Consider the following 7,323-nt stretch of genomic DNA (forward strand, 5'->3'; position numbering starts at 1 on the left):
CTGCTGCGGCTCTGATTCTGTCCATAGCCGGTAACAGAGTTTTTCTTGCATACTGAATTTCAGCATCAAGGTCTGAAGGCTTAGCCTCTATAGCTGCTTCTAATGCTTTAGATTCAGTCATAAGAGTATCGATGTTTTCAGCTAATGCAACAATAAGTGCTTTTTGATTTTTTAAGAGTCCTTCTGGTAAAAACTCTTTGCTGCTGTTGATCATATCTGCTACTTCTTTCATGTATTTGTTAGCTGCAGGAACAATTTCTGTCTCAGACATTTTTGTGATTACTTTAGACTCAAGCTCGATCTGGTTTATATATATTTCACCGTAGATGTTATATCTTGACTCAAGCTCTTCATTAGAGAAAACTGCATGCTTTTCAAATAATTCTAATGTTTCAGGAGCAAGGTTATACTTAAGAACATCACTTGTAGCTTTTAAGTTAGGTAAACCTCTTTTTTCAGCCTCTACTACCCACTCATCACCATAACCGTTTCCGTTAAATATTACTTTTCCGTGTTTAGTGTATGCGTTAGCAACGATTTGCTTTATAGCTTCGTTTTTGTCCTGAGCATTTTCAAGAATCTCAGCATAATCAGCAAGTACTTCTGCAACAATTGTATTCAGAATAACATTAGGTCCTGCAGTAGATGCTGAAGATCCAACCATTCTAAATTCAAATTTGTTTCCTGTAAAGGCAAAAGGAGAAGTTCTGTTTCTGTCTGTAAGATCTTTTGGTAATTTTGGAAGTGAATCTACTCCAATTTCTAATTTTGAAGATGAGTCTTCACTTTCAGGGCTTCCTCCTGCTATAGTATCAAGTATATTTGACAGGGCGTCACCTAAGAATATAGAGATTATTGCTGGAGGTGCTTCATGTCCTCCTAGTCTGTGATCATTATTTGCACTTGCAGCAGCAAGTCTTAGAAGTGGTGCATATCTATCCACAGCCTCCACTACAGAGCTCAAGAATACAAGGAACTGAGCGTTATCTTTAGGACTATCTCCAGGCTCAAGTAAGTTTGCACTTTCAGTTGCAAGAGACCAGTTGTTATGTTTTCCAGAACCATTTATCCCAGCAAAAGGTTTTTCATGTAAAAGAGCTACCAATCCATGTCTAACTGCTACTTTTTGGATAATATCCATAGTAAGCTGATTACTGTCAGTGGCTACATTTGCTGTAGAGAATACTGAGGCAACTTCAAATTGATTTGGTGCAACTTCATTATGCTTAGTCTTAGAACAAACTCCTATTTTCCATAGTTCAGTGTCTAGGTCTTGCATGAATGTTGCTACTCTTTCTTTTATAGTACCAAAGTAGTGACCTGTAAGCTCCTGCTCTTTTGCAGATCCAGCTCCTAATAAAGTTCTACCTGTATGTAAAAGGTCTAATCTTTTTTCAAAGAATTCTTTTTCAACTAAGAAATATTCCTGCTCTACCCCTAGAGTTGTAAAGGTCTTCTTAGTTTTAGTGTCCCCAAGAGCTTTTAAAACTCTTAAAGATTGTTTCTCAACAGCTGCCATAGATCTTAAAAGAGGCACTTTTTTATCTAAAGCGTGTCCTTTATATGAAACAAATGCCGTAGGAATGTAAAGAGTTATACCAGTCTGGTCTTCTCTCAAGAAAGCTGGTGATGTAGTGTCCCATGCTGTATATCCTCTGGCTTCAAAAGTAGCTCTTAGTCCTCCACTTGGGAATGAAGACGCATCAGGTTCTCCCTTTATAAGCTCTTTTCCGGAAAACTCGAGTATTACCGATCCGTCTGGACCTGGATTTACAAAAGAGTCATGCTTTTCTGCTGTAATTCCTGTAAGTGGCTGGAACCAGTGAGTAAAGTGAGTTGCCCCCTTCTCTAGTGCCCAGTCTTTCATAGCATTTGCAATAACTTCAGCTACATTTAACGTAAGATCCATTTCTCCGTTTTGTACTTTTCTAAACTCTTTAAAGATACTTTTAGGAACTCTTTGTTTTAACGTAGCCTCATTAAAACAGTTTTCCCCGTAGACTTCAGTCAAAGGCCGCACTTTGTAGTCATTATTTTTCATAAATATTTCCCCCTCTAATTGAAAATTATATAAAAAATGGGCAGGAATTCAAACGAATCCTATCCCATATTTCTGCACATGTAAAGCACACCATTTTCTCTGTAGACAGTTATCCCATAAACGGTCATTTGAATTTCGGAGACTGGAAATCTATCCAATGTTGAGCACTGGACGAATTTACTATATAAACCATCTTCTGTCGAAAAGCAAAATTTAGAAACCGCCACAAGAACCACCCTCCCAAAATTGTCAAATCAGAACACCCAAATATTTTTTGAAAAATGTACAAAACTATACCAGAACAACACAAAAGCATATATCCAGTAAATGGTTTTAATTAATTACTATTTATATAGTTAATATTTGAACTTTCTTACTGAGAATTTTATCATGGCTAAATAAAAAAATCAAGATTTTTTTTAAAAATAATTTTTGCATTTTTCCCAAAAATGGATACACCGGTGTCTGTGAGTTCGTTTTTCGTAATAACGTCTTCTGAGGAAATTCTCTCAGTTATATTAAATTTAAGCCCTTTGAGATGTGTCTTATGAGTTCTTTCAATATTAATGTAATCACCTTCTGTAAACCCTTCTTTTTTTACCTCAATATCGATTTTACTTTCTATGGATTTTCCAAGTATAGTATGAAAAATCAAATCAACCTCATAAGAATTTTTTAATATTTTGTAGAATTTTTCATTTGGTGCAATTTTTTCCTCATTACAAATAAAAATATATTTATTGAGAGTCTCTAAAACCTTTTGAATTTTAAATCTTTCTATTTTATTTTCTAAAGTGACAGTTGCAGATAAATATCCTATGTTAAATTCCAGCTTCTCTCCTGAAAAAAGATTCATAAAAAAATTATAAACCTCCAAAGCCCTTTTCACAGGAAGATTTTCAGCTATGGAATAGCCCAAATATCTATCTGTAGCTATTATTTTATTATTATCTTTTGATACTTTCCCCTCAAAGGAGATCTTGCACTCTCTGTTTTTAATTTCAAAATAATTAACTCCGTTTGATTTTAAGAACTTCAAAGAGAAATTCAAAAGAGTAGACTCACCGCATTTAATATCTACTTTCCCTATAGTTGTTATTTTTTCTTTCTGACTAAGTTCCGGGATGTTTGACCTGGATATAGGAAATTTCAAATTCCGATTAAAGTCTGACTGCATTTCAAAATAAGTTTTTACACTACCATTAAAGCCTTCTCCTACTACAATTTCTTTTACTACAGGTTCCTTTTGATTCTCTTCTAATGAAAAGAGCCTCGGTTTGTCATCAATGGCTGTTACTGGTACTTTTTTTTTACCGCCAGTCCTTCTTGTTCATCACTCGTGACAGGAATATGCTTCTCTTCAGTTAAGTATTTTTTTAACTCCTCTAAAAATTCAGTCTCATTTTGTTTTAAAAGTTTTATCTCATTTGAGTTCAGCCAGTTGATAGTATCTGTACTTATTATAGAGGATGAAGTCACAAAATAAGCATTTGGTTTTGAATCGCCTAATTTACTGTATACAAAAGATAAAATTTCTTTTGTATCAGGGTCTTCTAAATCATACCCAATGAACAAAAGCAATTTATTTTCTAACTCACGTTTTAAATTTTCAAAAAGTGGATTATATAAAGAGAGTGTCTTTAATTTTCTTAAATCCTGCTTTGTAACCAGCATTTTATCCAAATGCTCAAAATCGCCGTTTATTTTATATAACCTAGGCAGTTCCGATCCTAATTCAGTTTTATTCTGAACTTCTACCTTCTGAATAGATTTACCATAAGCATTTTCAATAAAAGCATCTAAATTTGTAGTGACTACTGCACTAATAAAAGGTGATTTTGGAAACAATTGGAAAAGATCGGAAGCTTCTTGGGAATTTAAATAAGAGTTTTTTAGTTTATTGAGAAGCTTTAATTTGCTCCCTGTTACACTGTCTAAGTATACTTGACAGACCTCGGCCAAAGAGTTGATATTGGAAACTTCTAGCTTTGAATGTTTGTCCAGGTCATTATACACAAGCTTGGCAAGATCTCTTTTACTAGGATAGCCCATTAATTTTCCTAAAATATCTCCTATCCACAATACAATATTCTCTCCGTCACGCAATCTATTTATAAAATTTGTCATAGTTTTTACTCCTTATAAATATTAATTATTTCTTAGCTTAGTATACCCTATTAATATCCATTGCACAACCTCAAAAAACAAAAGAAAAATAATATCCCCGCCTTTTGAGACGGGGATATTACTAGTCAAAAGCAACTTTAATAACATCTTCAAAATAATCTACAAAATGGACAGTGACTCCCTCTTTTATGTAATCAGGAAGACGTTCATAGTCCTTTCTGTTATCCTTTGGAATTATAAGAGTAAAAATACCAACTCTTCTTGCTGCGATTGTTTTTTCTCTTATTCCCCCTATAGGCAATACCTTACCTGTGAGTGTCAGCTCTCCGGTCATGGCCATATCTTTTTTTACGGCCCTTCCCTTTGCAAGAGAATATAAGGCCAGCGCCATTGTTATCCCTGCTGAAGGTCCGTCTTTTGGAGTGGCCCCAGCAGGAACATGAAGATGCACAGTATTTTTATCAAAATAGCTGCTTTCCTCTTCAGAACAGTCTTTTTCCTTGTTGAGATAGGATCTCACATATGAATGAGCAATTTCTGCAGATTCTTTCATGACACTTCCCAGCTGACCTGTAAGCTTAAAACCTTTTTCTTTATTACTTATGCCTGTAGCCTCTATATAAAGAGTGGCTCCACCCATGGATGTCCATGCCAGTCCCAATGTAACTCCAGGCACAGATTTTTGATAGAGTTCCTCTGTTATAAAGATTGGCTGACCTAAAAATTCTTCGAGATTTTTCTTGCTAATGCTTACTTTACTTACATCCCCCTCTGCTATACGAAGGGTTGTTTTCCTCATAATTTTTCTTATATTTTTTTCCAGATTTCTTACTCCTGCTTCTCTGGCGTATTTATCCACTACATCCTCTATAGCCCCTTTATTGATGTTGACCTCCTGCTTTGAGAGTCCGTGTTCCTTCATCTGATTGGGGATGAGAAATCTCTTGGCAATCTCTAGCTTCTCTTCCATGATGTAGCCAGGAAGCTGAATGACCTCCATACGGTCAAGGAGCGGTTTTGGAATAGTATCCATGGTATTGGCTGTTGTTATAAACAATATCTTTGAAAGATCATATCTTACATCCAGATAGTGATCCAAGAAATCTCTGTTCTGTTCCGGATCTAGTACCTCTAAAAGGGCAGAAGCCGGGTCACCCTGATAGCTGTTTCCTATTTTGTCAATCTCATCTAGCATGATGACAGGGTTAGAAGTCTCTACCCTTTTGAGGGCCTGTATTATCTTCCCTGGCATAGCCCCTATATAGGTCCTTCTGTGTCCCTTTATCTCAGCCTCATCCTTCATTCCTCCTACAGAAAATCTGTAGAATTTCCTGTTGAGAGTATTGGCTATAGATTTACCTATAGAGGTTTTCCCCACCCCTGGAGGTCCTACAAGGCAGAGTATAGACCCTGTTACGTTCCCGGTTTTCATTATGGTACTTATAAATTCAAGTATATTTGTTTTTACGTCTTGAAGACCGTAATGATCCTTGTCTAATATCGTTCTTGCTTTTTTCACATCCAGCCTGTCATCAGAATATATTCCCCAAGGAAGCTCTATAATAGACTGTATGTAAGATCTGGTCACATGATATTCAGGAGAGCTCTGATCAATCATCTTTAGTTTTTCAAACTGCTCCTCTACGACAATTTTAGCTTCTTCAGAGAGTTCTATCTCAGCTAACCGCTCTACCAGTTTTTCTATTTCAGCCTGTTTGTCGTCTTTTTCCATTCCCAGCTCTTTTTTTATGAGTTTCAGCTGTTCTCTCAGAAAATACTCTTTCTGCTGCTTACTTACCTTATCTTCTATCTGTCTCTGGATTTTTTCCTGAAGCTGAGATATCTCTAGCTCTTTTTTAAGGAGAGTCAGTAGTTTTCGGCATCTTTCTTCTAGATTGAACTCTTCTAAAAGATCCTGAAGCTCCCTGCTTTCTATTTTCAGCATGGCTGCTATAAGATCCATAAGTATACTAGGTTTGTCATAGGATACCTGGGACATGAGGAGTTTCAGTTCTTCCTGCATTATAGGATTTACCTTAAATATCTCTTTCAGAGATGTCATGATAGCAAGCATATACGCACGTACTTCATCATTGGGAGCTCCGCTGGGTTCCTGATTATATTCTACATTCCATAGCAGAAGCGGACTCTCCTCCACAGTTTTTATCTTCTTAAATCTGCTTATTCCCTGTACTATTATCTGCACGGTATTTGGTGAAATAGGTGTGATTTTGTGGATTTTAACCACGGTTCCCACATCATAAAGCTTTGACTTAAACAAGTCTATTTCATTTACCTCTTGTGTAAATACTAGCCCCATAAGTCTGTTTTCTTTTTCTTCTACTTTTCTTATTGCTTCAAGGAACTGTCCACCTGAAAATGTAATTGGAATCATTATATTAGGAAAAACAGGTCTTGTGACAATGGGCAGAATTACAAGTTTTTCAGGCATTATTTCATTGACACTGACAAGTTCTGTTATATTATTGTTATCAGCCATAGTGATCTCCTCCTTTTATGTTTTTCAAATAATAACTACAAAATTAGAATGAATTTCCTTTATATTTTATTCAGCTATTTTTTTTTAAAAAAATAACTCGAGGAAAATAACTTTAGTTTTGTATAACTATATTAAAGACGAGAGTTAGAGGTGAAATCACATGGTTCTAGAACATCTGATTTTTTTTGCCAAGTATATTTACTTTATAAATATTTTTTTTGTAGTGATAATAATCTTTTTTGAAAGAAAAAAACCGGTATACAGCCTGTTCTGGATTACTGTTCTTGTCCTGACTTCCTATGCAGGTTTTATTTCTTATCTGTTGTTTGGTCTCAGCTTTAGAAAAAAAAGGCTGAGCAAAAAATTTTATATGAGAAATATTTTTAGGACAGCAGCACCGTCTAAAAATAAAGATATAAAAAAACTGGAAAAATGGGAACAGATGGTACAGTATCTGGAGTTCACAGGAAAAAACAGGCTGACCTTTTCAAACAGTATAGAGGTATTTACCCATGGAAAAGAGCTTTTTCATGATATGAAAAGCGAGATAAAAAATGCAGATTCTTATATTCACATGGAATATTTCATCTTTGACAACGACCAGTTGGGAAAAGAATTCTTTTCTATTTTAAAGGAAAAGGCAAAATCCGGTGTA

5 protein-coding genes are annotated in these 7,323 nt (G+C 35.4%); 1 reads left to right on the forward strand and 4 read right to left on the reverse strand.

The window, feature by feature from the left end:
- From ABZA26_RS04100 to lon, 4 genes are all read right to left on the reverse strand, one after another.
- The coding region (locus ABZA26_RS04100; protein WP_372713246.1) for a glutamine synthetase III at positions 1-2,041 on the reverse strand (2,041 nt) is incomplete at its 3' end.
- 394 nt (positions 2,042-2,435) lie between these two features.
- Complete coding sequence (locus tag ABZA26_RS04105) at positions 2,436-3,194, reverse strand: hypothetical protein (RefSeq protein ID WP_372713247.1); 759 nt, start codon at positions 3,192-3,194, stop codon at positions 2,436-2,438.
- A 140-nt stretch (positions 3,195-3,334) separates the two neighbouring features.
- Complete coding sequence (locus ABZA26_RS04110; RefSeq protein WP_372713248.1) at positions 3,335-4,168, reverse strand: SIR2 family protein; 834 nt, start codon at positions 4,166-4,168, stop codon at positions 3,335-3,337.
- 121 nt (positions 4,169-4,289) lie between these two features.
- Positions 4,290-6,668 (reverse strand): endopeptidase La, encoded by a 2,379-nt coding sequence (gene lon / locus ABZA26_RS04115; protein WP_372713249.1) that lies wholly within the window; start codon positions 6,666-6,668, stop codon positions 4,290-4,292.
- Between the two features lie 160 nt (positions 6,669-6,828).
- Here lon and ABZA26_RS04120 point away from each other — a divergent pair.
- The coding region (locus tag ABZA26_RS04120; RefSeq protein ID WP_372713250.1) for a PLDc N-terminal domain-containing protein at positions 6,829-7,323 on the forward strand (495 nt) is incomplete at its 3' end.

The sequence above is a fragment of the Ilyobacter sp. genome (genome assembly GCF_041583315.1).
GTDB lineage: Bacteria > Fusobacteriota > Fusobacteriia > Fusobacteriales > Fusobacteriaceae > Ilyobacter.